The sequence below is a fragment of the Paenibacillus marchantiophytorum genome (assembly GCF_014640555.1).
Taxonomy (GTDB): Bacteria; Bacillota; Bacilli; order Paenibacillales; family NBRC-103111; genus Paenibacillus_E; species Paenibacillus_E marchantiophytorum.
In genome coordinates this window covers 57,612-74,582 of the sequence record NZ_BMHE01000018.1, presented here as the reverse complement: position 1 = coordinate 74,582, position 16,971 = coordinate 57,612, and the positions used below count along the sequence as shown (strand labels likewise).

Here is a 16,971-nt window from a genome sequence, read left to right as displayed (position 1 = left end):
GTGTTGAATTTGATAAAGAGTCTTAGAACCTATTTGTATGATTTTATCGCTATGAGAACAGAAGAAATTGGGAATAACGTTCTGAAGCAAGATGAGGGATATCGAGAATTATCTAAAGAACTTCAATCCTTATTAAAAGAGATTTTTAAGTGTGTTCCAATAGACCGACACCCAACAATTTTTTCTTATGAAGAGAAAGAACAAGCTCAATTGGCACTAGCCATTGAAATTATGTACAGGCAAGGATTGATAGATGGAGTATTCTTAAATCGAAGACTGTCAGTAGTGATGGAAAATGAGGATGAATTCTAAGCGTACGTAAGAGAAGCTTGGTATCTATAAAAACCAAGCCGTGGTAGGCCTTATCGCCTTTTTCGCCGATAGACCCGTTAAGCTGAACCTTACCACAAGTGTCGGACCACTTTTTAGTGAGTGAATTCGGAGTGATATAGGTTGAAACAAATTGGATTGGGGGGAATTGAAAAAGCCGATCATACAGATCGGCTTTTTCAATTCCTTATTTAACCGCCAATTTTAAAGCCTGCTCTTCAGCATTTTTATATCCTTTTTGTAATACTTCATTTCTGTCCAGGAAGGCTGTACCTTGTATGCGAACTGCTTCAAAATCTTCGATTCCCATTAAATCAAACATGGACTTCAAAAATTTGTTCGAGTACTCCAGTTCAGAATAAAAGTCATTATTGGTGTAAATGGACCCACTGGCTTGAATGGTAACAACGCTTCTTCCATCATCTAGAAGTCCGACGGATGCTCTTCCGTTACTCATTGGGGGACTGATATATTTAAATGTTTCCCTTGCAATCATAACATTATCTATATAATCCTTTAGTTTCGAAGGGATACTGAAGTTATGCATTGGAAATACAATGACGTATTTATTAGCACTTTTGAATTGCTTTAACAGGGTATTCATACGATCTGTTACTTCTTTTTCTTCAGTAGTTAATTCTTTACCTTCCGCTTGTTTCGACCATGCGCTCAATACATTTTTATCAAGCGCGGGTACTTCGTCGTCATATAGATTAATTTGTTCAATAATCTCGTCATTCGAATGATTCTCTTTGTATACTTTCAGAAAGTAGTTAAACACATCGAGACTTGCAGAGGTTTTGGAATCAAAATCCGGGTGTGCATTGATGATAAGTAATTTACTCATGTATATTTCCTCCTAGGTGTTTATTATAGATACTAGTAATCGCCGATTTATATAGTCCATCTTCCCCAGTTACATGTCAATTTATTAAACCAAGAAGTTTATGTAAATAAGTTGGCCAAGCTGCAGGACATATTTTGCCTACTTTCTTTTAAATACGACGCCAGAAAATTATGGTAAGATAAAAGAAGAGTACCATTCCTATCTCATAAAATGGAGGCGCTTACTTATGGACCAACAATTGAAGCAAGAGGGATACTTTGGGGAGTTTGGCGGCAGCTTCGTTCCGCCGGAATTACAGGAAGTGTTGAGTTATTTGAGTGAGCAATTTTATAAGTTTAGAGACGATCCGGAGTTTAAGGAAGAGCTTCGTTATTATCTAAGCGAGTATGTTGGACGTGAGAATCCATTGACGTATGCGGAGCGGCTGACCAAAGCTTGGGGAGGGCCGAAAATATACTTAAAGCGCGAGGATTTGAATCATACCGGAGCGCATAAGATCAACAACGCAATTGGCCAAATCCTGCTTGCTAAGCGGATGGGGGCTAAGCGGATCATTGCTGAGACCGGTGCCGGACAGCATGGTGTTGCTACGGCAACGGCTTGCGCTATGTTTAAAATGGAATGCATCATCTATATGGGAGCTGAGGATACACGTCGGCAGGCACTTAATGTGTTCCGTATGGAGCTGCTGGGTGCGACGGTTGTACCGGTTCATAAAGGACAAGGAAGATTGAAAGATGCGGTTGATGAGGCACTGGATGATCTAGTTCGCAATTATAAAAATACATTTTATTTGCTTGGCTCCGCTGTTGGTCCGCATCCGTTTCCAACGATGGTCAAGCACTTCCAGGCCATTATTAGTGAAGAATCGAAGCGGCAGATTGTGGAGAAAGAAGGCCGTTTGCCGGACGCGGTGGTGGCCTGCACAGGAGGTGGCAGCAATGCCATTGGTGCTTTCGCTCATTACATCGACGAGCCGAGTGTTCGCTTAATCGGTGTCGAGCCTGATCAAGCACCATCTTTGACGCAAGGCGTTCCGAGCATCATACACGGCTTCAAGTGTTTAGTGCTGCTGGATGAGGAAGGGCAGCCGAAGAAGACTTATTCCATCGCCGCAGGACTGGATTATCCGGGTATTGGGCCGGAGCATAGCCACCTGAAGGTGTCGGGGCGGGCTGAATACGCAACGGTCACGAATGAGGAAGTGCTGGAAGCCTTCCAGGAACTGTCGCGCACGGAGGGAATCATTCCTGCCTTAGAGAGTGCGCATGCTGTTGCCTACGCCAAGCAGTTGGCGCCGACGATGAGCGAGGATCAAATTATTATCGTCAATCTGTCGGGCCGCGGGGATAAGGATGTCGAACAAGTGTATCAAATGCTCAAATAGAGATACGGAGGGCGCCCAATAGGGCGCCTTTTAATTTTGCTCTGCAGACGATGGACAGGTAGATACTGCTATTACTCAAATAGGATTGAAGTTAGTTGTAAACAGTGTTACTCTAACAACGGTAAGCTCAAAATCTATGTTTTGCAATACATCTAATAATAGTCGCTATTTTAGTTATAAAGAAAGGTAATACTATGATAAAAGTTGATAACTTATCCTTCTCATTTCCGCAAAAAGAACTATATACAAATATTTCATTTACGCTTGAAGAGGCACAACATTGCGCTTTTATAGGAACAAGTGGCAGCGGGAAAAGTACATTGATCGATATACTGATGGATCCAGAAAGATATTTGTTCGAGGGCAAGTTAGAAATAGATCCCACTTGCAAAATTAGGCATGTAAGTCAATTCCCACAATTCGACAAAACCAAAGAAACAACCGTTTTTGAATATATAGGGGAAGAATTTATTAAGATACAAAATGAAATAACAGCTATTTGTACGGAAATGGAAACATCATCGGATATTGAGTCGTTATTAGAAAAGTATCAATTAGCTTTAGACGCATTTGATTCAATCGGTGGGGATGATTTCGAAAGCAAGATTAATAAGAAACTAAATCTAGCAAACCTCATGAAGCTAAAAGACCTTAGGGTATCCGACCTGAGTGGTGGGGAATTCAAACTTATTCAAGTGATGAAGGAAATGCTTAGTAGTCCAGACTTAATGATTATGGACGAACCCGATGTATTTTTAGATTTTGAAAACCTAAATGCGCTTAAAAATCTTATTAATTCTCACAAAGGAATGCTGTTAGTTGTTACGCACAACCGATATCTGTTGAATCATTGTTTTAACAAAATTCTACACCTTGAAAATAGGGAGATCCAAGAGTTTGATGGGCGGTATATTGAGTATAATTTCTCATTACTTCAGACAAAGATTGAGTTGCAAGAAATCGCAGTCGCTGAACAAGAAGAAATTGAGAGATACGATAGCATTATTGATAATCTTAGAGCTATCGCAACGTATAATTCAGAAGCCTCTAGAGGTAGAGCGTTAAAAGCTAGAGTTAGGTTTCAAGAGAGATTGGAAGCGCGTAGAATTAAAGCGCCATTTGTTGATATTAAGCAACCGAATATTAGTTTCGGTATTGAGAATGAAATTGAAGACACCATTGTTGTAAATGTCAATAATTATAGTGTTACGTTTGATGAATTACTTTTAGACAATGTTAACTTTGAGATAAAATCTACGGATAAAGTAGCCATTATTGGCCCAAACGGTACCGGGAAAACAACTTTACTCCGAGATATCTTTAAAAATAATCATGCTTCAATTGAAATAAATGCGGATGTTAAAGTGGCTTATTTATCTCAGATTCAAGGCGAAGTGCTAAAGGATTCTAATACAATACTAGAAGAATTCATCGATGCTGGGTTTAAAACGTATGATGAGGTTAGATCGTATATTTCAAACTATGGCTTTGAAGGCGAAATCGTTAATCAAAAGATAGCATCTTTATCTGGTGGAGAAAAAAATATGCTTCAATTGGCTAAGGTTTCTGCCAGTAAAGCAAACGTTTTGCTTCTTGATGAACCGACAAGCCATTTAGACACCTATACACAAATAGCACTGGAGAAAGCCATTGAGGACTATAAAGGTGCGATTCTCATGATTTCTCATGATTTCTATTCTGTTGTAAATGGGATGGATTATGTTCTGATCATTGACGATAAGACGATTAGAAAAATGAGTATGCGGAAATTTAGACAGATGATTTATGCTAGTCATTTTGATAGAGACTATTTAGAAACTGAACAAAATAAAAAATCGGTTGAAATGAAAATAGAATTGGCTTTAAAAGATACTAATTTTGAACTTGCAAAAGTATTGGTTGATGAGCTAGAAGGGCTGATTAAGTTGCTTTAAATTACAGCCCTCTGATCGAAATATGAAGGTATGAACACAAAGGAGTAAAGCAACCTTAAAAGGGTTGCTTTACTCCTTTTGAATTTCAACAGATCATTCAAGATAGTTCGTCGCAGAAACATAAGGATTCTGATCGAATCTACATTGATTTTGATAGAGAAGTACGCCGTTTTAATAAAAAAGACAGTAGATTTTAACGACGGATCCAAAAAGTACAGTTATTTTCTGATACTTAAGAAAAATGAACAGTATATTGCTTCACTCCCCTGTGATATATAAAGTGTGTGGCCATGCAGCAATCAACACGATTCAATCAAACAGAAAGGGGTTCAAAATGAGTCAACGAGGTAATCAGACAAGCTAGTATTGAACTTCAGCGTATAGATCCAAGTATGAGCTTTGCAAGTTGGAAACAATTATGGAATGTTAAATCATGAAGTGTATAGTATCGTGAAACTTAAGCGTTCACTCAAATCACACGTAAATTTGAAAGCGTATCCATTATATGGAAATGGCTAAGTAAGATACTAATTTCAAGGAAAACGGAGAGGAGAGGTTTAGATTGTTGAAGATGAAACGGAGAATATCTGGCTTCATGGTTACTTGTTTGACTGCATCGAGCCTTTATATAGGTGTAGGCGGATGGATACCTCAAGCTTCAGCTGCACCAGCACCAATATCAATAGCTGGAGCAACAGATGAATGGACAGAACTATCTGGCATACTAGATAGCTACAAGGGTGTGTATACGAAGGACACTAAGCTAGGATCGCCATGGGATACTAATTACAGCCCAGATGGGCCGCTGATGGGCAACGGCACCGTATTTGCTTTTATGGCAGGGGATCGCAGGGAGCAGAATATTTACATATCCAGAAGTGATATGTGGAGAGATCGCGCATCGAACAACGGTCAGCAATATACCACACTCGGAGGCGTCACGATTCGTGCCACAGGAGATACCGCAGCAGCATCAGCATTCAGATATGAGCAGGACATGAAGCTTGCAGAGATTGTTGCCCAGTCTGAGGAGGGCTTTCAGACGAAGAGTTGGCTGTCTGCCAAAGAAAATCTCATTGTTACCGAGATCGTGAATAAGACAGATGCTCCATTAGCGATGGAAGTCGCGGCTTGGACAGCTAATAGCAATACGACGGCAAGTGTCGATGGCAAGCTGATGATCGCCACCAAGACAGGAATCAGCGAGGCTAGCAACCGTGCGAGTGGAACGGGTACATGGAAGGGCTGGAGGGCCAATGCTGCGATAGCCTCGATGATTGTTGATGATATCGACGTTGCCGTGCAGAATATCGACTCCAAGCGTAATACAACTTCTTTCACACTGCCAGCAAGCGAGAAAGTGACTTTAGTGTCTGCTGTTGAAGGCAGCATGCAGGATGGAGATACGGATAAGCTCAGTGAAGTCATTCTTCAGGCGAAGTCAAAGGTTGAATCCAGAAGCACAGCGGAGGCAATTGCTGCGTCCAACGAAGCACACCGAAATTATTGGAAGCAGTACTGGCTGAAGTCCTATATTAATATCCAAGATGAGAGTGTAGAACGCATGTACTATGGCATGCTCTATATGCTCGGCTGTGCAACCTCCGTGTCGAGTGAGAACAATGCGGGATTGCCAGCAGGTCTATTCCCATGGTCTGCCGCGGATAATCCTGCATGGCAAGGGGACTATACGACCAATACAGATATGCAGCGCCAGATTCATCCACTCGTAACAGCCAATCGACTAGAAGGCATACCGAACTATGTGAATGTCCTGGTAGACTTCTGGCCAGAGGCGATGAGACGGTCGAGTCTTGCCGAACATCTGAACTGGGTCATCATGGGGACGGGAAGACCGGACCCATTTACAGAAGGAATACAAGGCGGAGCCCTATTCCCGACTCACATCGGTCCAAGAGGAGCGTCCACAGAACAGTTTAATAATGAAAATGATTATTGGCAGTCACCAACCAATGCAACCTCTGTTCTTATGCCGATCGTGAAAATGTGGCAATTCAATCAAGATGAACAATTTTTGAGAACAACGCTTTATCCGATGATGAAGTCGGCTTCGATATTTTGGGAGAAGTATGTCACTAAGGAGAATGGAAAGTATGTTGTGTATGGAGCAACACATGAAGGAAATCCGGGGAGAAACCCTATCCTGGATGTGGATGCCTGTCTCTATATGTTAAGAAATACGATCGAGGCTGCTAAGGCACTTGGCGTAGATCAGGACAAGATAGCCATATGGCAGGACATTATAGACCATATGAGCCCTGTTCCTACCTTCATCTGGAATGGCAAGGAAACGATAAAAGAGCATGAGGGACGTACGCCTTGGGATCCCGGAGATACGTTCAGCACAGGGAATCCAGTTACGATCCAAAGTGTCTACTACTTCGATTCGATCGGGATGACAGCTTCTCCTGAATCGAAAGAGAAGTATTTCAATTATTTAGATGTGAGAAATGCGGAAGGTAATGCGAGACGATTAACTAGTGCAACTCGCTTGGGCTATGACATCGACAAGATCATGGAGCAACTCAAGGCTGGCAATATTGATCTTGAGGCTGGAGATTGGCGTGGGCTGAGAGCGAATAATACGATAGGAGATATCGGTGGAGCCAACACATTAGGTGTAGTGCAAGATTCATTGTTACAAAGCAATGAGGGCTTTATTAATATTTTTGCGAACTGGTATCATAATCAGGAAACTACGATCAAGAGAATGCGTGCAAAGGGTGCATTCCTGGTTGACGCGAATCAGAGTGAGTTTGGACAAATGACTTATGTACAAATTCTAAGTGAACAAGGCAAGCAATGTGTTGTTCTTAATCCGTGGCAGGGTAAAGAATTGGAAGTCTATGAAGATGGGACTCTGATCGGAAGCACGATGTCAACGAACCTGCTAGGAGAAGTATACACATTTGCAACGAAGCCAAATACAAAATATGAACTAAAGCCAAAAGGTGGATTGAATAGTGCTTTAAAGCTGGATATAAACGAAATGAAGCTATACACGCAAGACTCTCAAAAGCTGACTGTCAGGTCTGCTCGGCCTGACAGCATCATTAAATGGGAGTCTGATAACAAGCAAGTTGCAGTTGTAGACATATTCGGTAAAGTTACAGCAATGCGTGCGGGAAGCGCCAATATTAAAGCGTATATTGAAGGCGATCCTAGTGTATATGTAATTTGTCATGTTGTAGTTAGGGATATTGCAGGCGAGAATGTAGCGGTCGGTGCAACAGCAAGCGCAAATAGCACGCATGACAGCTATGACCCTGGCAGAGCAATCACAGGTAATTGGGATGATAACAGCGAGGGCTGGGTAAGTGCAAACACCTCATATACGACACCTCGATGGTGGATGGTTGATCTGGGACGAGAGTTCACGATCAATCGCTGGGCTGTCAAGCATGATGGATTTAGAGGTAATGTGCAGAATACCACCAAGGACTTTGTGCTGCAAAGCAGTCCAGATGGTTTAACTTGGAATGATATAGACCCCGTAGTTGGCAATACGGCTAATGTGACAGATCGTCTGCTGGAAGAACCCGTTACTGCTCGCTACTTCAGAATCTATATTACGGTTGCGGATCAGTACAATGGTCAGTGGCCTAACAATATGGCGAGAATTAATCAGGTTGGGCTATATGCGACAGTTGCCGCTCAGGCTCAGTTAACAGGACCTGATGAGGTTATTAGTGGTGATGCCTTTGCAGTAGGGGTAAATCTTGCAGGGGTAAAAGAGTCCGCGTACGGGCAAGATTTGACGATAAAGTATGATGATACTAAGTTGGAGCTTGTCTCTGTCGTCTCAGATTTTGAAAAGACAGGAGTGAAGATTAATCAAGCCACTAAAACAGCTCCTGGCGTAGAGAGAGTATTATCCTATAATTTGAGCGAGGATGAAGCACTAAAGAAGAATCATCCATTAACCTTGAATTTTAAGGTTAAAGACGGATTAGATGCTGGATCGACAGAAATCATAGTGTCTGATGTTATGGTCAGTAATATCATGGGAGTAAAGTCGGCACTCAAAGGTACTGCACATAGCTTGAGCATTAAGCCAGACATAGTGAGCGTAAGCACAGATGCAACGCTGACATCCACTATAGGAAAGGTAAGCACCGGCCATACCGCGAATGAAAGCATCACGAACATTCCATACGAAACAACGTTAGCTGCGCTCAAGGCAGCGATCACACCGGCAGCGAATGCAACGTTTGATGTCTATGATACAGATGGAATAACGGTAGCGACTGTTTTGGCAACTGGCAAAAAGGTTATTGTTACCGCGCAGGATGGAACCACGAAAATAACGTATACGGTAACGGTGATGACCGTAACGGAGATTCCGTCGTATACGGTGACGTATAACGGCAACGGCGCTATATCTGGCAACACACCGACCGACAGTGGCTCATACGCGCAAGGAGTTACCGTTTCGGTATATGGGAACACCAGAAATTTGTTGAAGACAGGCTATACGTTCGCAGGTTGGAATACGGAAGCGGACGGAAGCGGAACGAGCTACGCCGAAGGGTCGCCTTTCATCATGGGTACGTCTAACGTGACACTGTACGCAAAGTGGATGGCCAACACGTATACTGTCAGCTTCAATAGTAACGGCGGTTCAGCGGTGGGCAGCCAGCCAGTGCACTATAACAGTACGTCCACAAAACCAACTGATCCGACGAGAAGCGGGTACACGTTCGGCGGGTGGTACAGCGACGGCATGTTGACGACACTGTTCAATTTCACCATTTCGATCACGGCAGACACGACCCTATATGCAAAGTGGACGATCAACAACGCGGGCGGCTCTTCTAGCGATGGCGGCACTCCATCATTAACTCCATCAAACAATACAGTGATCTCGACCGACGGTACGCTAACGCTTTCCATCGGTAAATCTGGCGAGGTTAGCCTGGGTGATGGAGTCAAAATTATGATTCCTGCCGATGCGACAGGCAAAGAATTGAAAATAACGATAGAAAAAGTGGCAGACACACAAAAGCTGCTTACAAGCAAGGATGCTCTGGTCAGCCCGGTATTCGAAATTCTAAAAAACTTCCCGGAAAACTTCAACAAGGAAATCACGATGACTTTTACCTTCGATCCGAAAAGGTTAAAGGGCAATCAAAAACCTTCTGTATTTTTCTACGACGAAATAAAGAAGGTATGGGTGGAAGTCGGCGGCGAAGTAAAAGGAAATACCATCACCATAAAAGTTAACCACTTTACGAAGTATGCGGTACTCGCAACAGGTCAAGGCGGAGATTCAGCGACAGTCACGAAGCAGCCAGTCAACTTCAGCGATATCTCCGGACACTGGGCTGAGGCGAGCATCAAGCAAGCGGTAAGCTTCGGGATCGTCAGCGGCTATCCGGACGGTACGTTCAATCCGAACCGTACCGTAACGCGTGCGGAATTTGCGGTTATGCTGATAAATACGCTCAAGCCGCAAGGGAATGGAGCCGAGCTGACGTTTACGGATAAAGGAAAGATCGGAACATGGGCGCAGAAATCGGTCGCGCAAGCGATACAAGCGGCCATCATTACAGGCTATGAAGACAGCACCTTCCGGCCGGATGCCGAGATTTCACGTTCCGAGATGACAGTGATGATCGCAAAAGCGCTTGGACAGTCAGTTGAAGCTGCAACGGAAACAGGCTTCGCGGACGACAAAGACGTTCCGGATTGGGCGAAAGGTGCAGTGGGGGCTATGAAAAAGCTGAGTATTATCGGAGGTAAAAGCGCGAATGCATTTGCTCCGCACGATAAAACGACAAGAGCAGAGTCAGTAACGGTGCTACTGAAGATGTTGGCGCAAAAGGGCAAATAAATGAAAATAAGCAAGGCTGCTTTGAAGTGACTTTCAAAGCAGCCTTGTTTTTGTGTTCGGTAATAGTAATAATCCATTTTAAAAACTTGCCGTTACAGACAGCGCGGAGAAAAACATCACAAATGACTATACAAAAGGGGGAAATATTAAGCGCCGCGGTGTAGAAAATTTCCCCCTAGAGATGATGAGCTAAACCGTATCATAAGTAACGGCAACGGTTTTCAACCAGAGCATGCTGAATGGAAACAAGCTTTTTACTTAGGCAGGACTATTTATTTGCTAGAGATGCTAAATGTAAGCAGTTGTGATCTAATACGACAATATAGTCACACCTGTCCAGCACAAAGAGCCTGCCTGGAGTGTCGATGTCTAGAAATGTTAACTACCCACAGTAGATCACCCTTGTGGGTTCTTGAGACCTATTTTTATATGGAACATACTCCCAATAAATGGTATAATTATATTTAATTAGTAAAATATACCCATTGGAGTGATGGAAATACCACCGAAAAAGAAAGTTCAGGAAGACTCAGAAGATTTATTTCTATGGTTTGAAGCGAGCCGTCCAAAACTTAGAAGAATGATTATAAGAAATTTCCGCTCTATCGGAAGTAATTCCGTAACAATTGATTTGGATGATATCGTAGTTCTAGTTGGACCTAATAATGCTGGTAAAAGCTCAATACTAAAAGCTTATGAAGTAGTTATGAGTCATGGTTCAAAGAAGGCTCAGCTCTCCGAAGCCAATTTCCCTAATGGGATTGTCAATCCGGACAAGCTTCCTGAAATTGAACTCCATACTATTGTAAATGGTGATACCTCTCCTGCGGTTAGATGGGTTCAAAAGAATGTGGAAAATGAAGAGGCAATTGTACGGGAGCGTTGGATTTGGAGTTCACCTAATACTGATCCTAAACGTCAAGGGTTTGATGTTGAAAAGAAAGATTGGGATAACCAAGTTCCATGGGGAGCACCCAATGTTGCGAAGGAGAATAGACCGCAGCCACATAGGGTAGAAGCCTTTGCTCATCCTTTAGAACAAGAGAAACAAATTGTCGATTTGCTCACTGCAATTATAAAAGATCGTGTTAAGGCACTGCAAATGACGACTTCTGAAGAGGGAGAAGAAACGGAGTATGCTAGATTGCTCATACAGCTCTCAGGGATTAAAAAGAAGATTTTGGACGAGTCAAGATCAGAAATAGAATCAATTGAAACAGAGCTTTCTACTGCAATCTCAGGTATTTTCCCTGGTTACGTAGTAAAATTTGATTCTAAGGCAGAAGATAATATTGAAAATGATGTTTCTTTGTTCAAAAATTCAGCTAAGCTCTTAATGGGGCCTGAACTTGGTTATCAAAGTGCTATCGATAAACAAGGTAGTGGGGCGAGACGGACATTATTATGGTCTGCTCTTAGATTAATTGCTCAAGCTGAAAGCGCTAAAAAATCAAAATCAACTCGTCCACATGTTCTTTTATTGGATGAACCAGAACTATGTCTCCACCCTAATGCCGTGAGAGAAGCATGTAAGGTGTTGTATGATCTCCCGACAAAAGGGGATTGGCAAGTTATGGTTACAACTCATTCTCTCTGATCAATTTTCCTATCCTCTGTGAAGGGTTGCTTTACTCCTTTTGAATTTCATCAAATCATTTAAGATGGGGTGTGCTGAAAATGCGACGTCTTTAATTTTTAAAAAGGTGGCTGCCATTAATAAGAAGAGCATTAAAAGAGAGAAGAATGTAGGCAGGAAAGAGCTATACTCACTGTACACACACCTTGGAAGAAGATATAGGGGTTCAAAGAAGACTCTATATTAATAACTCAGCTTCAATAAAGCCGTAGTATACCTTTTGTAACCGGTGCCCCTCTATGACCCATGCAGAGGGGTCTTTTGCTATGCATTGAAGCGGGATTTGGCAGGGCGGAGGATATTAAAGTGCTATCATAATATCACTTTAATTATAAATACGTTATCATGATAGCATATTTTAAGGTCTCGTGTGATATAATAAGTAACAAGGAGGTGAGAAGGGTGGAAACGGATGACTTTCTGGCGGTAGCAATACCTTTGATGGCAGAAACCAGTACGCGGCATTTTGTGAAACGAAAAGAGCGTAATTGGGAGCAAGATTTAATGGACTTAGGAGTAGATGGATTGGATAAGTTGTGGAATATGATGATGACGCTTGATAAAGAAGAGGAGCAAAAGCCTCCTGAACTGGATCATGACGGGTCTGGAGATTTGGTTTACGCGTTTGAGAAGGAGATGCCGAATGGCATATGGGCATATATTAAGCTCAAAATTAAGAGTAGCAATGGAAAATGTGTGTCGATTAGCTGTCATCCGGTCGAGTTTGGGCCGAGAGCTATGAGGAGTAGTGAAGATAATTGAGGTCAAAAACAAGTACATAGGGGGAGAATTTTGTTATCAGCTCCCCTTATTATTTCAAATAAATTTACTTAGAATTCATGATTAAGTGTAGGAAAGTCTTAATAACCTAGGTTATTTACAAAAAAATGGACGATGTCGTAATGGATGAATAACACTAGATGAGTGTAAATTATTTAAGGAGCGATGCTAAATGTTCAAATACTGCGATGAGTGTGACAAAGAGCACCTGTCGGAAGAATTGATCGTGCCAAAGACGGTTAAAGTTCAAGGTAAAGAAATCAATGTTGAATTAACTAAGTTGATCTGTAAAGAATGTGGCAATGAGGTATCTGATGAAAGCTATATGAATACACAATTAAAGAAAATCCATGATACTTATGTAGATCTTTACGGGATACCGGTCGATGAGATCCGCAATGTTCGAATCCAATTTAAAGGTTTAGGGTTACGGCCTTTTGCAAAGATTCTCGGGATTGGTTCAGCTAGTGTTAGCCGACATGAAGCGGGAGACCTACCTAGTGATAAACATGTAGCTATTTATAGGGAGCTTCAAGAGGAGCCGCGGCGGATATTTGAATATTTTTCTAATAATAAACATGAGTTATCTCCAAGGGAGTTAAAGAAAACTGAAGAGATATTAAATGCTTGGCAATTAGAACAAGGGGGTAAGAATGAACAGTATGTAGAATTTATGCAAGATGATGAAGAAATTATCGAGTCGATTTATAAGCCTTTTGAACGAACTCAATTGAGTGGATATTTACCCTTTAATTTAGAGAAATTTGTAAATATGGTTCTTTACTTTACCAATAATGGTGGAGTGAATAAAACTAAATTAATGAAACTATTATGGTATGCGGATTTCCTTAAATTTAAAAGACATACAACTTCAATGAGTGGAGCGGTGTATACTCGATTTCCATTTGGCCCGGTACCAAAAGATCATGAAATAACGATAGCGCATCTAAAACATATGGATGTTATAGATATTGAGGAAACATTAATTAATGATGAGGGCTGGACTAAGATGACTGTAAGGGCCAATCAAGAATTTGATCCCTCACTCTTTAGTCCTGCGGAAATTGGGATTCTTGAAGAAGTGAAAAGTGTATTTCGTGACTTCGGTTCACGTAGAATAAGTGACTATTCACACGAAGAATTGGCATGGAAAGAAACGAGGGAGGAACAGCCAATCGATTATAAATATGCGAAAGATCTAAGGGAATTTGATCTTGTATAATTTTGAAGGCTAGTAAAAGCCCTCTTGGTCAGAGGGCTTTTTTACTTTACGCAAAAATTAGCCGATATAGCGTTTATAGTGAAACCGTATCATAAGAGCGGCTAAAAATATTGTAGGCAAAATACATATTGCCATATATTCGCCCTGCTCCCAATCAGCTAGGATCGTAATGGCAACCTATTGGTGCACTCATAACTCCTGTTTCCGACAGCCGTATAAGAAGTTTATTCTGGCTTCAATTGTTCCCTAAAATATCCATTCTCTCCTGCAAGCCCTCCAAAACCTCTTTCGGCATCTCCCTAACCTTGATGTCTTCACCTAGGAAAAGCAGCCAATTTGTTATTTCTGCCAATTCTTCCGCATGATGAACATTGATGAATGTTTTTAGAACAGCTGTGGCTTGATAAGGATTCGTGTATGAAATGGAAATATTTAATGGATAATACTTTTTATACTGGGCAATCGCTTTTGGGCCGAGTTCGAGGACTAGGTTAATGGCTTCTTCCTGCTTGCTTAGTTGTTCGACAATGGTCTTCTTGCTTATTCTTTTTTTCTCAGGGTATGGTTTGACATCGGTAAGATTGTCGACAGGAATTATCCGCCTCTTTTTCTCCTCTAGGTCAAAGCCTTCAATTTGCCAGGAGCTTTTTTTACGATATAGATGCATGAGGTAAATGGGATAAGACTTTATTTCCCTTCCTTCTTCGACGGAAACCACTAAATAGCTGTCCTTAAGAAGGATTTGGATGAGTTTTTCTAACATAGGGTGGGGCAGATCTGACAGATCAAGCAGCTCGGGATTATGGGGGTTGGTTCCTTCGAACAGCAAAACTTGATTTAACAGAACAAGATCATCCTGCTGGTTTTCCGAGATGAGGCCTAGTAATTTCTCCGCTAAAGATTGGCGACTCTTAAGATAGGGAAGCTGTTGATTTCTTGTGGCCATGAAGGCAATAAAAAGAGCTTTAATCTCATTATCAGTAAAGCGGACAGTGGGTAGGACAGAGTTGTTCATGACAAAATAACCCCCGTCCCTCCCGACTTCGGCGACAAGCGGCATTCCCATCGCCTCAATTTCTCTGACATCTCTAATCGCTGTCGAACGAGATATGTTGAATTCTCTCATAATTTCAGAAATGGTAAAGTGGGCGCGGTTGTTGATGTACCGCATGATGATGTTAATCCGTTCAACTTTTTTCATGGGGCCCCTCTAAACAGTATCATTTTTTGACATGGTTTATAGGTATTATAAACGTATCAAGTGGAAAAACAAATCATTTGATCAATTCAAAATAAGGAGTGTTGATTATGGCAATGTATACCCTTGAGGAAAAAGACAGCTTTATCGTTCTAGGTATTGGCACGGAGCTGAAGAGCGATTACACAGATTATGCCGGCATGAACAAGGAGAAGGAAAACTTTTGGCTGGCAGTGGAACAGGATGGAAGGCTTAGCGCTTTAAAGGCCATTGCCACGAATGACTACGTTTTTGCCGTGAACGAAGCTGTCAATCACAAGATGATGTATTATGCTGGTGTCATGACAGAAGCATCGGTACTGGAAGAACACAGAGTTATTGAATTCCCGAAGGGGCAATACCTTGTCGTTAAAGGCGAAGGGAATACGGCCGAAGAGATGAGCAATAAGCTTACCGGCATTGCCTTTGGTCAAGTCTTGCCAGAAGCCCAAATTTTTGCCTATGTTGGCGGACCCAACGCAACGGTTGAGATGGGGCAGCGAGACGGCCTCGTCTATGGTGAAGTATGGATTCCCGTTGTTAGGAAATAAACGAGATCATTGGAGGGATGAGAATGTCCTATATCGTTGATTTTAAAAATGTATCTACGGTTGGTTTAGAGTCTTCACCTGTAGTAGAAGCGCTTGCTGGTTTACGTGCTAATGAAGCTCGTTACTTTATGAACAAATACAAACATGAATTTACGGTCGTACCCGCTAGCGAAAGTCAGGAGAACCTTGATTATGCAAACCAAATTTTGAAAGAACGTGATATTGCGTTTGCGGCTAAGCCTTTAGAAACATCGCGTTTTCAAGTGGGAAATATCCAATTTACCTACGTCTTTTATGAGGATGGTCTTGGGATCAATGTCATGTATACGGTTGATGACCCTAAGAAGCGGGCTGTTGGTTTTAAGCTTTCTGAGGGAATGGAGATTCCCAAGGAGTTGGAAGGGAAGTTTAAGTTTGCTAGGCAGAAGTCTAAACTAGCTGGAACTATTCGGGGCTCATTTTTTGTGATTAAAGGAGAATATTAAAGTAAGCAAAAGCGAAATGGGAGTTATCCATTCGCTTTTTCTTTTTGTAAGAGAGAGGCGAGATCAAAGAGAGGGCCATCCTAAACGGGATGGCTCATAACTTGCCGTTTTGCTGTTTCATCGGCTAGGAATGATAACGGCGTCCGTTCATATAGAAATTGTCCTCGCGGCCAACCCGGAATGAAATCTCCAGATCGGGTATACCGAGCGATCGGACATACTTATCAATCGCTTCGGCCATCTTATCGCGCACTTCGTCCCCGCGTTCAAACCACCATACGTCGATGAAAGGATACGAATCGGTATATTTACCGTCGAATATAGCGGTGACGTGAAGGCACTCTAAGGTGAAATTATCCGTTCCGCATTGGCATATTGTGGCCATCTCCTCTACGAGAGGTATGCTAATTGCGCGTATGCCCTCGGCTGGAATTCCTCTAAAAATTAATTGCGGCATCTAATATCCTCCTGTTGATATAGCCTTTATTATTTTCTTATTTTATATGTACAAGTTTGTTTGTGGCAAATGGAAAAAATTTTCCGGATTTAGATACTCCATTTACGCCGATAGCCCCGTTACGCTGAACCTTATCACAAGTAGGGCGAAATTTTTAGTCTCATTTTTTATCAGCTGTATTAGCACTAATTATGTAGGATTATGTATATTATTGTCGAAATAATAATCATTCGAAAAAAACTGCAGCTTTA

Annotated in this window: 12 protein-coding genes; 9 read left to right on the top strand and 3 right to left on the bottom strand. The window is 41.9% G+C overall.

Going from position 1 to position 16,971, the window contains the following annotated elements:
• Window positions 1–9 precede the first annotated feature (9 nt).
• Window positions 10–312 carry a hypothetical protein gene (locus IEY34_RS17955; protein WP_189013645.1) on the top strand — a complete coding sequence of 101 codons (303 nt, stop codon included), beginning with the start codon at window positions 10–12 and terminating at the stop codon, window positions 310–312.
• Window positions 313–517: 205 nt separating this feature from the next.
• Here IEY34_RS17955 and IEY34_RS17950 read toward each other — a convergent pair whose 3' ends face one another.
• Window positions 518–1,177 (bottom strand): FMN-dependent NADH-azoreductase, encoded by a 660-nt coding sequence (locus IEY34_RS17950; protein ID WP_189013643.1) that lies wholly within the window; start codon window positions 1,175–1,177, stop codon window positions 518–520.
• A gap of 226 nt (window positions 1,178–1,403) precedes the next feature.
• On the opposite strand from IEY34_RS17950, the gene trpB reads away from it, so the two are divergent.
• The 6 genes from trpB (at window position 1,404) to IEY34_RS17920 (ending at window position 13,990) form a co-directional block, all read left to right on the top strand.
• Window positions 1,404–2,564 (top strand): tryptophan synthase subunit beta, encoded by a 1,161-nt coding sequence (gene trpB / locus IEY34_RS17945; protein WP_189013641.1) that lies wholly within the window; start codon window positions 1,404–1,406, stop codon window positions 2,562–2,564.
• Between the two features lie 194 nt (window positions 2,565–2,758).
• The gene (locus IEY34_RS17940) at window positions 2,759–4,498 is read left to right on the top strand and encodes an ABC-F family ATP-binding cassette domain-containing protein (protein ID WP_189013639.1); all 1,740 of its coding nucleotides are present in this window, start codon (window positions 2,759–2,761) and stop codon (window positions 4,496–4,498) included.
• A 571-nt stretch (window positions 4,499–5,069) separates the two neighbouring features.
• The gene (locus tag IEY34_RS17935; RefSeq protein ID WP_229757709.1) at window positions 5,070–10,352 is read left to right on the top strand and encodes an S-layer homology domain-containing protein; all 5,283 of its coding nucleotides are present in this window, start codon (window positions 5,070–5,072) and stop codon (window positions 10,350–10,352) included.
• A gap of 493 nt (window positions 10,353–10,845) precedes the next feature.
• Window positions 10,846–11,949, top strand: a complete 1,104-nt coding sequence (locus IEY34_RS17930) for an ATP-dependent nuclease (RefSeq protein ID WP_189013635.1) — start codon at window positions 10,846–10,848, stop codon at window positions 11,947–11,949.
• Between the two features lie 441 nt (window positions 11,950–12,390).
• Complete coding sequence (locus tag IEY34_RS17925) at window positions 12,391–12,750, top strand: hypothetical protein (protein ID WP_189013633.1); 360 nt, start codon at window positions 12,391–12,393, stop codon at window positions 12,748–12,750.
• Window positions 12,751–12,940: 190 nt separating this feature from the next.
• Entirely contained in the window at window positions 12,941–13,990 is a 1,050-nt protein-coding gene (locus IEY34_RS17920) for a type II TA system antitoxin MqsA family protein (protein ID WP_189013631.1), read from the top strand.
• A 235-nt stretch (window positions 13,991–14,225) separates the two neighbouring features.
• Here the strand turns inward: IEY34_RS17920 and IEY34_RS17915 are convergent, their stop codons facing one another.
• Window positions 14,226–15,191: a helix-turn-helix transcriptional regulator gene (locus IEY34_RS17915; RefSeq protein ID WP_189013629.1), complete on the bottom strand. Its 966-nt coding sequence runs from the start codon at window positions 15,189–15,191 to the stop codon at window positions 14,226–14,228.
• Between the two features lie 107 nt (window positions 15,192–15,298).
• Between IEY34_RS17915 and IEY34_RS17910 the strand changes: the two genes are divergently transcribed.
• Both IEY34_RS17910 and IEY34_RS17905 read left to right on the top strand, forming a co-directional pair.
• Window positions 15,299–15,778: a GyrI-like domain-containing protein gene (locus IEY34_RS17910; protein ID WP_189013627.1), complete on the top strand. Its 480-nt coding sequence runs from the start codon at window positions 15,299–15,301 to the stop codon at window positions 15,776–15,778.
• A 23-nt stretch (window positions 15,779–15,801) separates the two neighbouring features.
• Window positions 15,802–16,263: a DUF8821 family protein gene (locus IEY34_RS17905; protein WP_189013625.1), complete on the top strand. Its 462-nt coding sequence runs from the start codon at window positions 15,802–15,804 to the stop codon at window positions 16,261–16,263.
• A 124-nt stretch (window positions 16,264–16,387) separates the two neighbouring features.
• On the opposite strand, the gene IEY34_RS17900 is transcribed toward IEY34_RS17905, so the two are convergent.
• Entirely contained in the window at window positions 16,388–16,720 is a 333-nt protein-coding gene (locus tag IEY34_RS17900) for a DUF1904 family protein (RefSeq protein ID WP_189013623.1), read from the bottom strand.
• Between the last annotated feature and the right edge of the window lie 251 nt (window positions 16,721–16,971).

What these genes read in the sequence shown, in the direction of transcription:
- IEY34_RS17910 (WP_189013627.1), top strand. Translation starts at nt 15,299, where the DNA reads ATGGCAATGTATACCCTTGAGGAAAAAGACAGCTTTATCGTTCTAGGT.
- IEY34_RS17930 (WP_189013635.1), top strand. Translation starts at nt 10,846, where the DNA reads ATGGAAATACCACCGAAAAAGAAAGTTCAGGAAGACTCAGAAGATTTA.
- IEY34_RS17920 (WP_189013631.1), top strand. Translation starts at nt 12,941, where the DNA reads ATGTTCAAATACTGCGATGAGTGTGACAAAGAGCACCTGTCGGAAGAA.
- IEY34_RS17900 (WP_189013623.1), bottom strand. Translation starts at nt 16,720, where the DNA reads ATGCCGCAATTAATTTTTAGAGGAATTCCAGCCGAGGGCATACGCGCA.
- IEY34_RS17915 (WP_189013629.1), bottom strand. Translation starts at nt 15,191, where the DNA reads ATGAAAAAAGTTGAACGGATTAACATCATCATGCGGTACATCAACAAC.
- IEY34_RS17950 (WP_189013643.1), bottom strand. Translation starts at nt 1,177, where the DNA reads ATGAGTAAATTACTTATCATCAATGCACACCCGGATTTTGATTCCAAA.
- trpB (WP_189013641.1), top strand. Translation starts at nt 1,404, where the DNA reads ATGGACCAACAATTGAAGCAAGAGGGATACTTTGGGGAGTTTGGCGGC.
- IEY34_RS17940 (WP_189013639.1), top strand. Translation starts at nt 2,759, where the DNA reads ATGATAAAAGTTGATAACTTATCCTTCTCATTTCCGCAAAAAGAACTA.
- IEY34_RS17905 (WP_189013625.1), top strand. Translation starts at nt 15,802, where the DNA reads ATGTCCTATATCGTTGATTTTAAAAATGTATCTACGGTTGGTTTAGAG.
- IEY34_RS17935 (WP_229757709.1), top strand. Translation starts at nt 5,070, where the DNA reads ATGAAACGGAGAATATCTGGCTTCATGGTTACTTGTTTGACTGCATCG.